Here is a 17,928-nt window from a genome sequence, read left to right as displayed (position 1 = left end):
ACACGACGCTCTTCCGATCTTAAATACATAGTTCTAATCGCACTATATTAGTATTGAAATATCACTCTGAACTTTTAATTAAAAAAGATGGAAACGTTCTAATCGCACTATATTAGTATTGAAATTTGGTAAGTTTAACATAATCCATTGTTTAGCTATTTCAAGTTCTAATCGCACTATATTAGTATTGAAATAGTGTGTTGGGATACGTTAAACGCAAAGTATAATCAGTTCTAATCGCACTATATTAGTATTGAAATAAAAATTAATGTAAAAGAACGCCTATTAAAATATAAGTTCTAATCGCACTATATTAGTATTGAAATATACATTTGTTGAATGGCAATAAAACAGGTGAAGAGTTCTAATCGCACTATATTAGAGTATTGAAGAATCTCCGAAGACAGCCGAGACAGCAGCACCAACCGCACGTTCTAATCGCACTATATTAGAGTATTGAAATGGTATCATTAATGGTTAAATATGGAGAATATTTGTTTTGTCGTTAGCGCTATTATCTTGGCGAGTGCGGATATGTGTGTGGTTTATTGGATGGGCAGGATAAGGGAATATTTTCGTTACAAAAACACAAAAGAAGGTGAAATTGAATTCCATAAAACGAGCAAAAATAAGTGGAAAAGTTTATGAAAAACAAAGAAGAATTGAAAAAGGAAATTGAGTCCGATTTGTTAGAATGGATACTGCTTGTCAAAGGCAAGATGTGTTCGGCGGATATGTATTTTTATAACAGTATTTTACCTTATGCTTTCGCTTTGAAACCATTGTCGCCGGAAGTAGTTGCAAAAGCAAGAGAGCTTATAAAGCAGAACAGAGCATTTTGCGGAGAAGGTGTAAAGCAGAGGTACCGAGAGGATTTTTACGAGATTGGGTTGATGGATTACGACGACTCTTGGTGGGACGAGACTTTTATGGACGATGAAGATGATAATGAAGAGCAATAGGATTAATCGAAAAATGTGTGGATTTCTAAGGTGTTAGTGATAAAGGTTTCGGACGAAGTGTTGATTTTTTCGGCGAAAAGACGGGTTGCATATTCAAGCAGCTTTTTTCGTTTTCTGAGGTAATATCCCCAAATTATTTATCAACATTGGCTATTTTTAGGTGAAATTTTAGAATAATTAATTTTATATTTTTTATATCCTGCAATACCTCTTTTCTTTTTTACTTTGATTATTTTATTTAATTTTGTGCTTTGTTAAATTATTGATATTTATGCTATGAAAATTACTGAAAACGTTATTTGGATGGGAAAGATTGATTGGGAACTTCGTAAATTTCACGGTAAACAGCTTTCTACTTATAAAGGTAGTTCGTATAACTCTTATCTTATTAAAGACGAGAAAATTGCTGTGATTGATACTGTTTGGAAGCCATTTGCAGAAGAATTTATCGAAAATTTAAAAAAACAAATTAAGTTAGATAAAATTGATTATATTATTGTAACTCACGCAGAACCCGACCATAGCGGTGCTTTACCAATTCTTGCCGAGCAAGCTAAAAATGCAAAAATATTATGCTCTGCAAATGGCGTCAAATCGATCAAAGGATATTATCACAAAGACTGGGGTTTCCAAACGGTAAAATCTGGCGATAAAATATCACTTGGTAAAAGTGAACTTACGTTTATTGAAGCTCCGATGCTGCATTGGCCTGATACAATGATGTGTTTTCTTTCAGGCGATAACATATTATTCTCATCGGATGTTTTTGGGCAGCACTATGCTTCTTTTGATCTATTTGATGATAAAATTGAAGACAAAGAGATTTTATATTATGAAGCATTGAAATATTTTGCGAATATTATTGCACCGTTTGCCAAGAAAACAGTAAAGAAAATTGAAGAACTCAAATCGTTAAACCTACCGATTAGCATTATTGCAACTGCACACGGTATTATCTGGCGTGAAGATATAAATACAATAATCGATAAATACTTTGAGTGGTCTAATGATTATAAAGAAAATCAAATTACGATAGTTTACGATACAATGTATGATAGCACTCGGAAAATGGCTGAAAGTATTGCCGAAGGAATAAAGTCGATCGATAAAGATTGTATTGTGAAGATTTTCAATTCTGCACGTTCTGATAATAGCGATATTATAACTGAAGTTTTTCGTTCCAAAGCAATATTGATTGGTTCTCCAACATATAATAATGGGATTTTGAATTCAACGGCTGCAATTCTTGAAGAAATAAAAGGATTATCTCTTGAAGGGAAAAAAGCAGCTTCATTTGGTTCCTATGGATGGAGTCCCGCAAATGTTAAAATTATTAATGAATTTCTTCAAAATTCTGGTTTTGAATTATTTGAGGAAAGTGCAAAAACGCAATGGTTGCCAGACGAAAATGAAATAAGAAAATTAAGGGAATTCGGGAAAAAATTTGCTGAATTTGTAGGAAAGAAACAATAAATGAGCGGTAAAATAAGTGTTGAGATTTATGAACCCTCAAAGAAAAGGGAATGGGAAGATTTTGTAGAGAAATCCAATAATGGAACAATGTTCCATATGCAAACTTTTCTTGATTATCACGCTCCTGGTAAGTTTGATTTTACAAGCTTTATGTTTAGAAAAAACGGTAAACTGATAGCTGTGCTCCCAGGTGGGTTCAAAGAACAGGGAAAAGTTTTTTGGTCGCCAGTAGGTGCAAGTTATGGTTCGTTTGTTACCGAAGATTTGCCTTTCTCAGAATGCCTTGAATTAGTTGATACTTTTATGGATTATTGTGTAATAAATGGGATTAGTGAGATTTTCCTTATTCCTCCACCAATAGTATATTCAAAAAACATTTCGCAGCATATTGAATATGCAATGCTTTACAGAAAATTCGATTTTGAACTTCATTATATTTCCCACGCAATTGACTTGAAGTACGGAAAAGATACTTTTTTACATTATGATAAAACTGCTCGTAAAACCATTAGAAAGATATTGCGAGACAATAAAATTACGATTAAAGAAAGTAATGACTATGAAACATTTAATAAAATTTTATTGCAAAACAAGTCTAAATTTAATGTAAAGCCGACTCATACACTTGAAGATATGATTAAACTTGCCGAGTTGCTTCCCGACAAAGTTCGTTTGAATATGGTTTATTATGAAGATATACCAATTGCAGGGTCGTGGCTGTTTTTCTGTAATAGCAAAGTTGTTTTGTGTTTTTATAATATGCTGCTATATGAATATGAACATTTAAAACCTGTCTATTTGATTATGCACCACACTGTCGAAAAAGCAATAGAGGAAGGTTATCAGTGGGTTGATATTGGAGTATCGCAAGATACTTCTGCATTTGATCCAATGACTCCATCTATAAGTTTAATTGATTTCAAGGAACGTTTTTTTGCTCGTGGAATATTACGAAGTACTTATCATTATAAATTTTCGGATTAGTTAATGCAGTCGAATGTTTGCTTAATTACATTTTCAAATTTAGTCAGAGATGGACGTAGTCTAAATGTTCTCCGTGCTGTTTCTTCGATTTCGAATGTTATTTGTTTTTCTCTTACTTCTGAAAATGAATTTAATAAACTTACTTTACCAAACAATGTAAAGCACTTTTCAGTTCCTTCTCCTAGAAAAAGACTTATTTTGAATTGGCTTTTTTTTATTAACTACATCAAAAAAATATTTACTCATAATAAATATGAGAAATACATTTTCTGGGCTTGTGATTTATATTCTTTGGGCGCGGTTTATAAAATTGCCCGAAAGGAAGACTATGTGACGTATGATTCGCGCGAAATTTATTCTGCTCTTGCAAATCTCTCGAAATTTCCAATAAAGCAGAAGATATTGTCTTTTTTAGAAAAAAAATGGGTAAAAACTGTAAATCATTTTGTTGTTTCGGGTGATTTAGATGCCGAATATTTACGAGGTTACTTTAAAACAGACAAATTATTCACTACAATTTACAACGTCCCACCTTATAGGGAACATATTAATTCAAACATAATTAAAGAGAGATATCCGTTTTTAAAAGATAAACTAATTTTGTTATACCAAGGTGCTGTTCATTATGGACGCGGAATCATTCCTGTTTTAGACTTTATCGCAAATAGTGAAAAATTCGCTTTTGTTGTGTTAGGTGAAGGCATATTTTTAAATAAAGCGAAAATAATTGCTCAAAATAAAGGTATTTTGGACAGAGTAGTTTTTGCTGGCAACGTACCATATGAGGAATTGCATCATTGGACTTGTTCAGCTGATGTGGGTATTAATTTAATTGAACCGATTAGCCTTTCTTATAAATTAGCGTTACCAAACAAAATGTTCGAGTATGCAATGGCTGGGCTTCCACAGGTTGCATCTTCTCTCCCTGCAATGGAAAAAATAATAAATCAAAACAATATTGGTGTGGTTATTAGTGATTTTGCTGCAAGATCAATTCAAAATGCAATAGAAAAAATTATCGATAATTATGAATTTTATAGGCAAAACAGCCTTCAATTTGCCAAAAATAATAATTATGCTATTGAAGAGAAGAAAATGCGAAAGATAATTTATGATGTTCTGAATAAATGCTGAGTAAAATATACAAGTTATGCTATATAAGTTAGTAGTTCTATCAATCAGTATAATATTAATCTGTTTTTCTAACTCTCAATATAGCTAAACTCATTGAAAGAATAGCTAATACAACAATTGCGATAAAATTGGGTAATATATCCCAAAAACCGCTACCTTTTAACAATATCATTCTAATAGTTTGAATAAAATATGCTAGTGGATTAATCTTATTCACTAACAATATCCATTTGGGCATACTTTCCAGGCTGGTGAATAAACCACTTAATAAAATGAATATCATCAAAAAGAAAAATGCTAATAAAGTTGCTTGTTGTTGCGTATCAACGATTGTTGAAATAAATAGACCTAAAGATAATAATATTATCAGATATACTCCTGCTACCATATATAATAATGGTATGCTACCAACAATTGGAATATTGTAGACCAATTTTCCTAATGTCAATCCAATTGTAAACTCCAATAATGCAATAATCCAAAAAGGAAATAGTTTGCCGATAATGAATTCATATTTTTTTATTGGTGTTACATTAATTTGTTCGATTGTTCCAACTTCTTTTTCTCGCACAATATTTAAAGCACCCAAAACAAAACTTATAACAGTTATCAACATTACCAGAACACCTGGAACCATATACTTTTTATAATCAAAATCTACATTGAAGCGAAATCTTGGAATAATATTAATGTTATCGGGTTGCTCAATAGAATTCTTATTTATTTCTTCTTTAATAAACGAATTGAATAATTGCTGAAAATATGAATATGTTATTGCAGCATTTACTGAGTTGATAGCATCATTTAGTAATTGAATTTTTATTGGGTTTCTATTTAACAAGACATCTCTTTCAAAATACTTGGGAATTACTATTAGAGCTTTTATACTATTGTTATCAATAGCACTTATTCCTTCGATAGTACTAAGATAATTATTAGTTAGAATAAAATAATGTGAACCTTGAATTTTCATGATGAATTTTTGCGAAAGAGTGCTCTTATCATAATCTATAATTCCAACTTTTATATTCTTAATCTCATAAGTTGCAGCATTAACAAGAATCAACAATTGTATAATAGGAACACCAAAAATTATTGGTAACATCATTTTATTGCGAAATATTTGTAAAAATTCCTTTTGAATTAAAAACAATAATGTTCTCATTATATTAACCGTGATTTAAATCTTTTGATACTCAGTATAATAAAAATAAATGTCATAAACATAATAACTAAAAAATTTATCCATAATTCTTGGAAGCCATTTCCTTTTAGCATTATTCCTCTTAGTCCTTCTATGAAATATCTTGGTGGCATAATAATGGAAAATAATTGTAACCATTTGGGCATGTTCTCAATTGGGAAAATAAATCCAGAAAGCAAAATAGTAGGTAGCATTAATGCAACAAGTGATATTAACATTGCTACTTGTTGATTTGCGACGTTGACAGAAATAAATATTCCAATTGATAAAGCTAAAATTATATACATAGTGGAAAGCATGTACAATGTAAATAGGCTACCCTGTACAGGTAAAGCAAAAAATATATGTCCTAATAAAAAAATAAAACTAATATTAATTATTGATAAAATAAAGTACGGCACAACTTTCCCAATTATTATTGTCAAAGATTTTAGGGGTGTTACTAATAGTAACTCCATTGAACCGTATTCTTTTTCTTTTACAATACTTACAGAAGTCAGCATTACAGATATTAATGTTAATATTAAAGCAATAATACCAGGGATAAACATCCAGGATGATTGCAATGTAGGATTATACAGCATTTTAACTTCAATTGAATAGGGTGGCACTATTGCAGTAGTTTTTGATATGTCCTGGACAAAATTATTTATCAAAGCTGAAGTATAATTAATTGCTAAGTTTGCTGTATTCGGTTCAGATGCATCAGCAATTATTTGGATAGATGCTATACCATTTTTAATAATACTTTTTGAAAAGTTTTGCTGAATTATTACAACTTCTTTCACTTTTCCACTTTTAAATAATTTTTCAATTTCTTTTTCGCTTTGTAATATGTGTCCTATTTTGAAAAAGTTTGAGAATGTCATTTTTGAAACAATTTTTTTACTAAATTCATCATTAGATTTATCTAATATGCCAATAGAAATATTATTTAAATCGTTAGATATTGCATAGCCAAATACTATTAATTGAATTGCAGGAATTGCAAAGATCACAATCAAAGTTCGCCAATCTCTAAAAATATGAAAGAATTCTTTCTTGATAAATGCAATTAATTGTTTCATATTAATTTCTAACAATCTTAATAAATAATTCATTCATTGTATTTACAAGGAATTTATTTTTTAATTCATTCGGTTTACCAATGGCTTTAATTATTCCTTGATCCATAATACAAATTCTTTGACAGTATTCTGCTTCATCCATATAATGGGTTGTAACAATAATGGTTGTTCCGTTAATTGAAGCTTGATAGATATTATCCCAGAAATTTCTTCTGACACTGGGATCGACCCCTCCAGTCGGTTCATCTAAAAAAATAATTGCCGGATTATGAATGCTTGCAACAACAAATGCAACTTTTTGCTTCCATCCAAGTGGAAGATTTGATACTCTTTTATCCATAAATCCACTAAGAGAAAAGGTGTGTTCGGCCCATTCAGCTCTTGATTTAATGCTTTTAAGGTTCAATCCATAAATTCCGCCAAAGAAGCGAATATTTTCGTAAATAGTTAATTCTTCATAAAGTGAAAATTTCTGGCTCATGTAGCCAATAGATTTACGAATTATCTCTGATTCAGAATAAATATCATAACCATTAACTTTCAATATACCAGAGGTTGGTTTGAGTAAACCAGTCATCATTTTTATAGCGGTTGTTTTTCCTGCTCCATTCGCACCTAATAATCCAAATATTTCACCTGGATGAACCTCGAAATTTAAATTATCATCAGCGATAAAATTGCCAAATTTTTTCACCAATTTCCGTGCATAAATTGCATATTTTTGAGGTTCTATTGTTGTTGCGATATCCATAAAAAACAATCTTCAATTGTTGGTTCAATTTTTTCGATAAGAATATTATTGATATCTGTAGCTTGAATAATTTCATCAAATGATAATTGAGTTGAACAATGTAAACTTTGACCGAATCTATTTATTATTGCATCAGGTATTATTTTTTTAAAATATTCAATTGTTTGATAAGTATTTTCATTCTTAATATCATATATATTAAATGGATAATTATTTAATATTTCGCTTGGTGAGGCTACTGTCAATATTTTGCCTTCTTTGATAAATGCAAGTCTATTACACTGTAATGCTTCATCCATATATGGAGTTGATACTAGTATCGTGATGCCCTCATTTTGATAATTTTTTAACATTTCCCAAAATTCAATACGAGAGATTGCATCAACACCAGTAGTGGGTTCGTCTAACAATAAAAATTTAGGTCTATGAATTAATGCACAAGAAAGTGCTAATTTTTGTTTCATTCCACCTGACAACTTTCCTGCTTTTCTTTCTTTATAAGGTTCAATTTGTTTATAAATTGGTTCAATTAAATAATAATTATCTTTTATTGATACACCAAAAATTTCTGCATAAAATTGTAAATTTTCTTCAACCGATAAATCCATATATAATGAGAACCTTTGAGGCATATAGCCAATTATCTTTCTTATTTGCTTATAATCTTTTTTTAAATCTAAATTAAGTATGTAAGCGTTCCCTTCATCCGGCAAAATAAGTGATGTCAAAATTCTTATCAAAGTTGTTTTGCCAGCTCCATCGGGACCAATTAATCCAAAAATTTCAGTTTGATTAATAGAAAAACTAACATTTGATAATGCATTAATATTTTCATAACTTTTTGTGATATTATTTACTCTAATTGCTTCCATAACTACTTGATGATAACATCTCCTAACATCCCGATTTTTAAGCTACCATCATTTTCTACTAAAATTTTAACTGCATAAACTAAATTTTTCCTTTCATTACGATTTTGAATAATTTTAGGTGAGAATTCAGCTTGTGACGATACCCAGCTAACGATTCCATTGTAGTCTTTTAACCCATTTTTACTGTCAACATAGACTTTAACATTTTGTCCTAATTTAAATTGAGATAATTGTTCTTCATCAATGTAGCACCTGAGATACATTTTGTTGAGATCAGCAATCTTTAGTAATGGTTTGTTTGGTAAAACTAATTCAAAAGGTTCCACATATTTCACTAAAATAGTTCCATCTATTGGCATTTGAATGTAACATTTTGATAATTGGTCGTCTAATTGTTTAATCTGAAATTTTACACTTTCCAGTTCATTTGTCACAAGATTATTTTGAGTCTTAGCGTTTTCAATTTGTTTCTCAATTATTTTGATGTTGTTTACAATATCATCTAATTGTTTTTGAGTAGCAGCATTTTGAGATACAAGTTTTTCAAATCTATTCTTTTCACTTTCCAAATTGGTTTTTTGTTGGTATAAAATGTCGAGTTGTGTGGATATATTTAAATATTTTGCTGAAATAAGTTTTTGTTGTGCTACTAATTGTTGTTTTTTTAAAAATAGAGAATTAGTGTCAACTATACCTAACAGTTGTTGCGAAGGATAATTTTTCCCTTCTTCAACATCCCATTTTATTAATTTCCCTTGTATTTCTGAAGAGAGCAAAATTTCTGTCGCTTCGAATTGGCCATATGCATCTGGTTGATTATCTCTATCGGAGCAAGAAAACATTACTGATGCAATACTTACTACAATAATTATTTTTAATTTTTTCATAATTTATTTTATTCCCATTAAAATTGAATAATACTGAATATAATATTGCTTTTCAATAGTATGCTTTTCATAATCTATTATTGCTTGTGTCTTGGCAGATAAATCATTTAAATAGTCAACGGCTTTCGCGGTACCATTTGTAAGTTTTGAATAAGTAGCTAATAATATTTTTTCTCTTAATTTTATGATTTCTAAATCATTTTCAATCTGTTTATCAATTTTACTGATATTTGCTAAAATTTCATTTTTTAGCAATATAATATTCTGAATAAATTGTGCTTTTTCATTATCTAATGAAGCTGTATTGATTTGTGCTATCTCTTCTTCTTTTCTACTTTTCCCCCAGTCAAAGATATTCCATGTCATTTTAACTCCAACAAGATAATATGAACTGTTGTTATTAGATAACATATTCAAACCGGGTTTGCCATATCCGAGCTGTCCAAAGGCAAATAATTTTGGAGAAGTTTGCTTTGATAAGATTTCTGCATTTATGTCGGCTATGTTTTTCTTCATTTCAAGTATTCTCAACTCTTTTCTATTCATTTTGTCAGTTTGAGAAAGGCTTTCATCTTTGTAATATATCAAATTATTGTTCACTCTGATATTTGTTAATAGTTCTATATTCTCACTCAAGTACTGACAATTAATCTCGTGTGTTTCAATTTGTTGAGAGATTTTAATCATTTCAATGTTTAGATAGTCCATATCGGTGTTAGTTAATATTCCGCCCGAAATTAAATTTGCTATATCATTTTTTTTGAAGTCTAATATCTTTTTTTGTTCATCCAATTGTTGTTTAGTTTTATAATTTATCAAGTAGAGATATATTAATTTATTCAGTAACTCTTTTTGTGAATCAAGGATTAAATCAGTTTGCAATTCTTCGATAAGTGAAAGATATTTATCTCTTTTATTAATAATATTCATTAAGAAACCATCGTAAATAATTTGATTTATCTCTAAATTGATTTTATATTGTGTTTTATCCATTGTTGGAAAATTTATACCAGGCAATGAAATTGGAACTTTGGTAACGTCGCTTTGATAAGAAACTTGCGAGGAGATATTGAATTGTGGTAAGTATGATGTTTTGTTTATATCTTCTCTAATTAATTGGATTACTTTTGTATTTGCCACATTATCTTTCAACTTATAATTGTTTGTTAGTCCTTCAATAAGCTGTTCAAAATAAATATAACTGGTATCCGCATATGAATTCAAATTGATAATCAATGTAAATAATATAATATATTTGACTTTCATATTTTTAATGCCTTTATAATAAAATCATAAATGTATTTTTTCCTTTGTTGAATAAATAATTGATACGATTTATCGTTGCCATCAAAAAGAAATGATGATATTACAGGTTTGGCTACTACTGGAAAAATGCACATTGATAGTATATTAACTAACAAATGTTTAATGGGATAAGATTTTATGCCTGCTTCTTGAAGGCTTTTATCGAAATTTTTAATTATCAAAGAAGGATTTAAGCCTGAACTTTTTATTATTGTAATAAGTTTTTCTGGTCTTTGACTTAATTCATTTAGAATGAAAATTGGTAGATATGGATTTTTCGTTAACAAATCAATATAACCCTCAATAAATGATTTGATTTTTTTTCTGAGAGGCTTATCAGAACTTATTACTTCTTGAATATTTGGAACAAATTCCGAAAAAGCTTGTTGAAAAATTGTCTTGAATAATATCTCTTTCTTTCTAAAATAGTAATGTAGCAATGCCTTGTTAATACCAGCTACATCTGCAATCTCTTGCATGGTAGCTCCATCAAAACCTTTTTGAATGAAAACTTTTTTAGCAGCTTCTAAGATTTTATTCTCGGGTTCTGATAGATTATTTGGGGAATTAATATTTTTATTGTTATCCATTTATTTTAACTAATTGGTTAAATTACTTAGTCAAAAATAATGATATTTTTCTTAAATACAAAATATTTTTTCATATTATTTCTCAGAATTACTGTTATTTTACTTTTGCTTCTTACTAATAAGTAAGTAATATTATTAATAATATTATTCTCAATTCGTTACTACTAGCTATATATATTAATAATCAATAATTATCGCGAAGCATTATGTCAATTGAAAACATACTTCAAAATCGCATACTTGTTATTGATGGTGCGATGGGTACTATGATTCAACGATACAACCTTTCGGAAAATGATTTCCGTGGCAATCGTTTTGCTGCTCATAACAAGTTGCTTAAAGGATGCAATGATATACTTAATTTGACAAAACCTGATGTGATAGAAGAAATTCATCACCAATATCTTGCCGCTGGCGCAGATATTATTGAAACAAACACTTTCAACTCAACGAGAATATCGCTTGCAGACTATGATTTGCAAGATTATGTTTATGAGATTAATTATAATGCTGCACAAATAGCTCGCAAAATTGCTGACAAGTTCTCTAACTTTGAATATAAATTTGTTGCAGGTAGTATTGGACCAACAAATAAAACACTTTCTATTTCGCCCGATGTTAATAATCCTTCTTTTAGAAGCGTGAATTTTATTCAGATGGTTGATGCGTATAAAGAACAGGTAAATGGATTGATTGATGGTGGATGTGATGTTTTACTTGTCGAAACCGTATTCGATACTCTTAATGCAAAAGCTGCTTTATTTGCAATTCAAAGTGTTCTCGAAGAAAAAGGACGAAAGCTTCCTGTGATGCTTTCTGTTACATTTTCCGATGCATCAGGCAGAACATTATCGGGGCAAACTCTTGATGCTTTTCTTGTATCCGTGAATCATTTTCCTCTATTATCAATAGGTTTGAATTGTGCCCTTGGTGCAAAGGAAATGTATCCACTCATTTGGGACTTATCGTTAAGAACACATCTCTTCATTTCGACATATCCAAATGCTGGTTTGCCAAATCAATTTGGGCAGTATGACGAAACTCCTGAAAATATGAGCGAGTGGATAAGATTATTTATAGATGAGGGTCTGGTAAATATTGTTGGTGGTTGTTGCGGAACAACCCCTGATTTTATAAGACTTTTTAAAAATGCTACATTAGGTAAAAATCCACGCAAACCAATAAATTTTTCTAGAAAGACTCAGTTATCGGGGCTTGAACCACTTACAATTGAAAAGGATAGTAATTTTATTAACATTGGTGAAAGAACAAATGTAGCAGGTTCAGCAAAATTTGCAAAATTAATTAAAGAAAAAAAGTATGATGAAGCAGTTTCTATTGCTCGGCAGCAAATAGAAAATGGTGCCCAAATAATCGACATTAATTTTGATGACGCACTATTAGATGCAAAGCTTGAAATGGAAATCTTTCTAAGAACAATTGCAGCTGAACCAGATATTGCAAAAGTCCCATTTATGATTGATAGCTCGAAGTGGGAAGTTATTGAAACAGCTTTACAAAATATTCAAGGCAAAGCAATAGTAAATTCAATTAGTTTAAAAGAAGGTGAGCAAGTATTTCTCGAACAGGCAAAGCTTATTCGTAAATATGGTGCAGCAGCAATAGTAATGGCATTTGATGAAAAAGGACAAGCTACAGATTTTCAGCGGAAGATTGAAATATGCGAACGTGCTTATAAATTACTTACTGAAAAAATAGACTTTCCACCTGAGGATATCGTTTTCGATTGCAATATCCTTACAATTGGAACTGGAATTGCTGAACACAATAATTACGCCGTTGAATTTATTCGTGCAGTAGAATGGATCAAAAAGAATTTACCTTATTGCAAAACAAGTGGAGGGATAAGTAATTTATCGTTCGCTTTTAGAGGTAGCAACCTAGTTCGTGAAGCTTTGCACTCTGTTTTTCTCTACCATGCTATCAATGCAGGCTTGGATATGGGCATTGTCAATGCTGGTGCTTTACCAATTTACGATGAAATTGATTTTGAATTGAGGTGTTTATGCGAAGACTTGATTTTAAATCGGAGAGAAGATGCAACTGAAAGATTACTTGAATATTCATCAAAGCTTGGGAAAAAAGAAACTGATAAATCGAAAAAAGATGATTGGAGAAGTCGTACAGTTGATGAGCGTCTTGAATATTCACTGGTGAATGGAATAAATGAATATATTGAAGAAGACATAAAAGAAGCACTTGAAAAGTATTGCTTTGCTTTAAAAATCATTGAAGGACCATTAATGAGAGGAATGGACAAGGTTGGAGAACTATTCGGGCAAGGGAAAATGTTTTTACCACAAGTAATGAAATCAGCAAGAGTAATGAAAAAAGCTGTTAGTATGCTTGAACCAATTATCATTGAACAGAATAAAAAAGATGGTGTTTCAAAAAAAGCAGGGAAAATATTATTAGCAACAGTGAAGGGGGACGTTCACGATATCGGGAAAAATATCGTTGGTGTAGTGCTTTCTTGTAATAATTATGAGGTGATTGATCTGGGAATTATGACACCTGTTGAGAAAATCTTGTATGAAGCAAAAAAACATAATGTTGATATTATTGGATTAAGTGGTTTAATTACACCATCTCTTGATGAAATGGTAAATGTAGCCACTGAAATGCAAAAACACAACTTTTCTATTCCGCTACTAATTGGCGGAGCGACTACATCAAAACTACATACTGCGATTAAGATTGACCCTCAATATTCAGGTGCTGTAGTTTATGTTAAAGATGCTTCTTTAAGCGTTCCAGTTGTTGCAGAACTTCTGGATAATAACAGAAGAAATGATCTTATTCAGAAAATTAAGAGTGAATATGAAAATTTGAGACATAAATATTACCAAGAAAAAAATATCAAGAATCATTCTATTTCTTTATCAGAAGCAAGACATAACAAGTATTTCTGGAGGCAGGAAGAAGCCGAAATTGTTCACCCGGCGTTTATTGGTATCGATTATATATATAATATGGATTTGTCTGTCCTTAAAGATTATATCGACTGGACTTTCTTTTTTTATCAATGGGGTATAAATAAAAAATACCCGGAAATATTCCAAGACACTGAGAAAGGACAGGAGGCAAGTCGTTTATTCGAGGATGCAAATTTACTATTGAATGAAATAGTTGAAGGGAAGAAACTTACGGCAAATGCAGCTTTTGGTATTTTTAAAGCTAACTCTGTTGATGAAGATGTTGAAATATATGTAGATGATAGAATTGAAAGAATGTGTTTTTTGAGAGATTGCAGCAAAAGAAATGTAAATGAAAAAAATTTATGTTTGGCTGATTTTATCGCACCCAAAGAAACTGGAATTGAGGATTATATAGGTTTATTTGTTGTAACAGGTGGGATTGGTTCCTATGAACTTGCAGATAAATTTAAAAAACAAGGGGACGACTATAGTTATACAATGGTCAAAATACTTGCGGATAGATTTGCCGAAGCTTTCGCTGAATACTTGCATAAAGAAATCAGAACAAAAATTTGGGGATTTTCACCAAATGAAAATTTAACAATTCCTGATTTATTTAAAGAGAAATATAGGGGAATTCGTCCAGCACCAGGTTATCCTGCTTGTCCGGACCATTCTGAAAAGAAAATGATATTCGAATTACTTGATGCGAAGAGAATAGATGTTCAGCTTACAGATACATTTATGATGTGTCCAGCTGCTTCGGTTTGTGCTTATGTTTTTGCACATCCGAAATCGCATTATTTTAAAGTCTTTTCTCTTGGTAATGAACAAATTGAATTGTACGCGAAAAAGAAAAACATAACAATTGAAAAAGCAAAAAAAATTCTGTTAGATACATTAAATTTAAGCATATGATAGTTGCTGAGTTATTAAAAAGTACTAAAAAGACGCTTTTTTCCTTCGAACTTTTGCCACCATTGAAAGGTAAAAGCATTCAAGAAATTTATGATACTATTGAACCACTTCTCGAATTCAATCCCGCTTATATTAATGTTACATATCATAGGGAAGAGGTTGTTTATAAAAAACGCGAGGACGGTTTACTTGAAGAACGCCTTATTAAGAAACGTCCTGGAACAGTAGGAATTTCAGCTGCAATAAAGCATAAATATAACATTGAGGTTGTTCCCCATTTAATTTGTTCAGGATTTACGAAAGAAGAAACCGAAGATGCATTAATTGACCTCAATTTTTTAGGAATTCATAACTTGTTAGTTGTTCGTGGGGATCCAGACAAAACTTTGAAAACTTTTATTCCAACAAAAGGCGGACACACTTATGCAAGCGAATTAATTGAACAAATTTCAAACTTGAACAAAGGCATATATTTAGATGAAGACATCGCAAATCCTACACCAACTCAGTTTTCAATTGGTGTTGCTGGTTATCCAGAAAAGCATCCAGAATCGCCAAATTTCGAGACTGATATCAGAGTACTCAAGCATAAGTTAGCGTGTGGAGCAAATTATATTGTAACTCAATTATTTTTCGATAACAAATATTATTTTGATTACGTTGAATTATGTAGAAAAAATGGAATTGATGTTCCAGTCGTTCCAGGTATAAAACCTATTTCAGTAAAAGGACATTTAAATATATTACCCAAAAACTTTTATGTTGAAATTCCTATTGAATTATCAAGAGAAGTTGAAAAGTGTAATTCCAATAAAGAAGTTGAGCAAGTCGGAATCGAATGGGCTATTATGCAAGCAAAAGAATTGATTGCAGCAAAGGTCCCGAGTATTCATTTTTATACAATGGGGCGATCCTCAAACATTGCTCAGATTGCACAATCAATATATTAAAATGGAGTTTTTTGTTTAAGATGGTATATATAAGCTAAAATTTGCGCTACTGCTTTGAACAATTGTTCTGGTATTTCTTGGTCAATTTCACAGGTGAAATAAAGCTGCCTTGCCAGAGGTGGTTCTTCTACAACAGGTACATCGTTTTCCAGAGCAATTGTTTTAATTTTTAACGCAAGATAATCAACACCTTTTGCGACAACCTTTGGTGCATTATCAATGCCAGACTTATATCGTAATGCAACAGCAAAATGCGTAGGGTTTGTTATTACTACATCTGCTTTTGGAACATTTTTCAGCATAAGTTTTCGCAAACGATTTCTCATAATAGAGCGTATTCTTGCTTTTACCATCTGGTCGCCTTCGCTCTGCCGCATTTCGTCTTTAACTTCTTGCTTTGTCATTTTCATTTCGTTTTTAAAACGCCACTTTTGGTACATATAATCAAAAGCTGCAATAAAAATGAATAACACTCCAATTTTCCATACCAATTCAAAACTAATATCTACCATCAGTGAACCAAAATCAAAAAACGGTCTCTCTGAAAGTGTAATAAGCTCTTCTGTATGATTTAAAATGATATATATTGCTAATCCTCCGAGCAAAAATAGCTTTAAAAAGCTTTTTACTAATTCTACAAGTGAGTTAGTCGAAAATAGGATTTTGCGAATTCCTTCGAATGGATTGAACACTTTTTTGAAATTCAAACCTTCAGTGAATTTTTTCGTGGCAATTTTAAAACCAACCTGTGAAATTTCACCGATTAATGCAACAACGTAGATTGTTATCATTAGTGGTAAAAGAATGGATGCAAGCAACAGAATAAATTTGTAGAAACTACTTATTAAATTTGTATAGGTAATTTCATAGTTCGCGACATTATGTAAAACATTAATCATCAGTCCTCTATAAGTATTCATTATAGAGCTTCCCCAAGCAAAAAGAAGCAACCCACCTATTATTATCATTCCAGCAGTAGTTACATCTGTACTTTTGCCTATCTGACCTCTGTTTCTTGCCTCTTCCAATCGCCTGCTGGTAGGTTCTTCGGTTTTTTCTTGACCTTCTTTGTTTTCAGCCATTGTCCTATCTCGTTACATTTTCTGGATTTAATGTTAATAACATATTCATTAATTCGTGCTGGATATTATACATCGCATATTTAATGACCAACACCACCATAGGAACAGTAAGAAATAGCATTACTAATCCTACACCTATTTTAATCTGAAAACTAAGCATAAAAATGTTAGTTTGCGGTGCCATTCTAGCCAGAAGCGCGAGTACTAAATTTGTGCAAAATAAAGATAATATAATTGGGGCTGATATTTTTAATCCTAACATAAGAACAGATGAAACAAATTTGATTAACACGGTTACTGTTGCCTCGGAAATAGCAAAAGTAGTCAATGGAACAGCTTTAATGCTAAAAAAGAGAGTTTCAATTACGTAATGGTGCCCGTTAATCATCAAAAAAATCATCATAGCGATTAAAAAGTAAAATTCACCGACTAAGGTTGGTGCACCTTGTTCCTGGTCGAAAATTGCTGCTGCTTGAAATCCCATTTCAAAGTCAATTAATCCACCGGCAAAACGGGCTGCCCACATAACCATATTGGCAGAAAAACCTATTATCATTCCAACCAGCATTTCTTTAAACACAAGCAAAACCAAATTCCACAGATGAAAATCAATTTGTGGCTGTTCATTCCAAAATGGAGCTGCAACAGATACTGTTAAAATAATACCTAAAATAAATTTTAAATGAACAGGGATACCTGTGCTGCCGAAAAATTGAGCAGTAATAAAAATTCCACTAATCCTTATGAAGATTAATGTAGAAATTAAAAATTTTGCTGTCAATATGGATAGGGTGATGCTATCAAGCATTT

Annotated in this window: 15 protein-coding genes and 1 CRISPR repeat array; of the genes, 6 read left to right on the top strand and 9 right to left on the bottom strand. The window is 31.1% G+C overall.

Features of this window, described 5'->3' with window-relative positions:
* Positions 1-30: 30 nt before the first annotated feature.
* Positions 31-326: direct repeats of the CRISPR family, unit length 30 nt; unit sequence GTTCTAATCGCACTATATTAGTATTGAAAT.
* A 318-nt stretch (positions 327-644) separates the two neighbouring features.
* The 4 genes from AC6QZF_RS01975 (at position 645) to AC6QZF_RS01960 (ending at position 4,553) form a co-directional block, all read left to right on the top strand.
* Positions 645-962, top strand: a complete 318-nt coding sequence (locus tag AC6QZF_RS01975) for a hypothetical protein (RefSeq protein ID WP_499798206.1) — start codon at positions 645-647, stop codon at positions 960-962.
* 276 nt (positions 963-1,238) lie between these two features.
* Positions 1,239-2,435 carry an oxygen-binding di-iron domain-containing protein gene (locus AC6QZF_RS01970; RefSeq protein WP_499798205.1) on the top strand — a complete coding sequence of 399 codons (1,197 nt, stop codon included), beginning with the start codon at positions 1,239-1,241 and terminating at the stop codon, positions 2,433-2,435.
* Positions 2,436-3,419 carry a GNAT family N-acetyltransferase gene (locus AC6QZF_RS01965; RefSeq protein ID WP_499798204.1) on the top strand — a complete coding sequence of 328 codons (984 nt, stop codon included), beginning with the start codon at positions 2,436-2,438 and terminating at the stop codon, positions 3,417-3,419.
* Between the two features lie 3 nt (positions 3,420-3,422).
* Positions 3,423-4,553: a glycosyltransferase gene (locus AC6QZF_RS01960; RefSeq protein ID WP_499798203.1), complete on the top strand. Its 1,131-nt coding sequence runs from the start codon at positions 3,423-3,425 to the stop codon at positions 4,551-4,553.
* 55 nt (positions 4,554-4,608) lie between these two features.
* On the opposite strand, the gene AC6QZF_RS01955 is transcribed toward AC6QZF_RS01960, so the two are convergent.
* Genes AC6QZF_RS01955 through AC6QZF_RS01925 form a run of 7 tightly spaced genes read right to left on the bottom strand, consistent with a single transcriptional unit; the run spans position 4,609 to position 11,229 of the window.
* Positions 4,609-5,718 (bottom strand): ABC transporter permease, encoded by a 1,110-nt coding sequence (locus AC6QZF_RS01955; RefSeq protein WP_499798202.1) that lies wholly within the window; start codon positions 5,716-5,718, stop codon positions 4,609-4,611.
* A complete protein-coding gene (locus AC6QZF_RS01950) occupies positions 5,718-6,824 on the bottom strand; it encodes an ABC transporter permease (protein ID WP_499798201.1) in 1,107 nt (368 codons plus the stop codon). The genes AC6QZF_RS01955 and AC6QZF_RS01950 overlap by 1 nt, the downstream gene beginning before the upstream one ends.
* Position 6,825: 1 nt before the next feature.
* On the bottom strand, positions 6,826-7,575 hold the full coding sequence (locus tag AC6QZF_RS01945; protein ID WP_499798200.1) for an ABC transporter ATP-binding protein: 750 nt from the start codon (positions 7,573-7,575) through the stop codon (positions 6,826-6,828).
* Positions 7,554-8,447 (bottom strand): ABC transporter ATP-binding protein, encoded by an 894-nt coding sequence (locus tag AC6QZF_RS01940; RefSeq protein WP_499798199.1) that lies wholly within the window; start codon positions 8,445-8,447, stop codon positions 7,554-7,556. The genes AC6QZF_RS01945 and AC6QZF_RS01940 overlap by 22 nt, the downstream gene beginning before the upstream one ends.
* 2 nt (positions 8,448-8,449) lie before the next feature.
* Positions 8,450-9,334 (bottom strand): HlyD family secretion protein, encoded by an 885-nt coding sequence (locus AC6QZF_RS01935; protein WP_499798198.1) that lies wholly within the window; start codon positions 9,332-9,334, stop codon positions 8,450-8,452.
* A gap of 3 nt (positions 9,335-9,337) precedes the next feature.
* Positions 9,338-10,600 carry a TolC family protein gene (locus tag AC6QZF_RS01930; RefSeq protein ID WP_499798197.1) on the bottom strand — a complete coding sequence of 421 codons (1,263 nt, stop codon included), beginning with the start codon at positions 10,598-10,600 and terminating at the stop codon, positions 9,338-9,340.
* Positions 10,597-11,229: a TetR/AcrR family transcriptional regulator gene (locus tag AC6QZF_RS01925; protein WP_499798196.1), complete on the bottom strand. Its 633-nt coding sequence runs from the start codon at positions 11,227-11,229 to the stop codon at positions 10,597-10,599. The genes AC6QZF_RS01930 and AC6QZF_RS01925 overlap by 4 nt, the downstream gene beginning before the upstream one ends.
* Positions 11,230-11,435: 206 nt before the next feature.
* Here AC6QZF_RS01925 and metH point away from each other — a divergent pair, with 206 nt between their 5' ends.
* Positions 11,436-15,086, top strand: coding sequence for a methionine synthase (gene metH / locus AC6QZF_RS01920; RefSeq protein ID WP_499798195.1), 3,651 nt, complete (start codon positions 11,436-11,438; stop codon positions 15,084-15,086).
* Entirely contained in the window at positions 15,083-16,036 is a 954-nt protein-coding gene (gene metF / locus AC6QZF_RS01915) for a methylenetetrahydrofolate reductase [NAD(P)H] (protein ID WP_499798194.1), read from the top strand. Before metH ends, metF begins: the two co-directional genes overlap by 4 nt.
* Here metF and flhB read toward each other — a convergent pair.
* Both flhB and AC6QZF_RS01905 read right to left on the bottom strand, forming a co-directional pair.
* On the bottom strand, positions 16,033-17,118 hold the full coding sequence (gene flhB / locus AC6QZF_RS01910) for a flagellar biosynthesis protein FlhB (RefSeq protein ID WP_499798193.1): 1,086 nt from the start codon (positions 17,116-17,118) through the stop codon (positions 16,033-16,035). The genes metF and flhB overlap by 4 nt on opposite strands.
* A gap of 4 nt (positions 17,119-17,122) precedes the next feature.
* Complete coding sequence (locus tag AC6QZF_RS01905) at positions 17,123-17,926, bottom strand: flagellar biosynthetic protein FliR (RefSeq protein ID WP_499798192.1); 804 nt, start codon at positions 17,924-17,926, stop codon at positions 17,123-17,125.
* Between the last annotated feature and the right edge of the window lie 2 nt (positions 17,927-17,928).

Source organism: Eximiradius sp., assembly GCA_937127445.1.
Lineage (GTDB): Bacteria > Bacteroidota > Ignavibacteria > Kapaibacteriales > UBA2268 > JAKIZO01.
The sequence above is the reverse complement of the archived record's forward strand: the minus strand, read 5'-3'. Positions and strand labels throughout refer to the sequence as shown.